The sequence below is a fragment of the Salmonella sp. SAL4457 genome (assembly GCF_046548235.1).
Lineage (GTDB): Bacteria > Pseudomonadota > Gammaproteobacteria > Enterobacterales > Enterobacteriaceae > Salmonella > Salmonella enterica.
This window is the reverse complement of sequence record NZ_JBGDZO010001496.1, coordinates 1-229: the sequence shown is the minus strand read 5'-3', so window position 1 is coordinate 229 and position 229 is coordinate 1. Positions and strand designations below refer to the sequence as shown.

1 protein-coding gene is annotated in these 229 nt (G+C 74.2%); it reads left to right on the top strand.

What is annotated here, in order from left to right; translation table 11 throughout:
- Positions 1–229, top strand: a 229-nt coding sequence (locus tag ACLJNW_RS29185; protein WP_410962165.1) for an LrgB family protein, incomplete at both ends; no start/stop codon positions are given.

Here is a 229-nt window from a genome sequence, read left to right as displayed (position 1 = left end):
CCATGCTGGTGGCCAGCCAGATCGGCGGCGTGGCGGCGCTGGCCGCCGTGTTCGTACTGATCACCGGGGTGCTCGGGGCGATCCTCGGGCCGGAGCTGCTGAGCGCCATCGGCGTCCGGCACCCCGCCGCGCAGGGCATGGCGCTGGGCATGACGGCCCACGCGGTAGGCACTTCGCGGGCCTTGCAGGAAGGCGAGGAGTGCGGCGCCTTCGCCGCCCTGGCGATGAG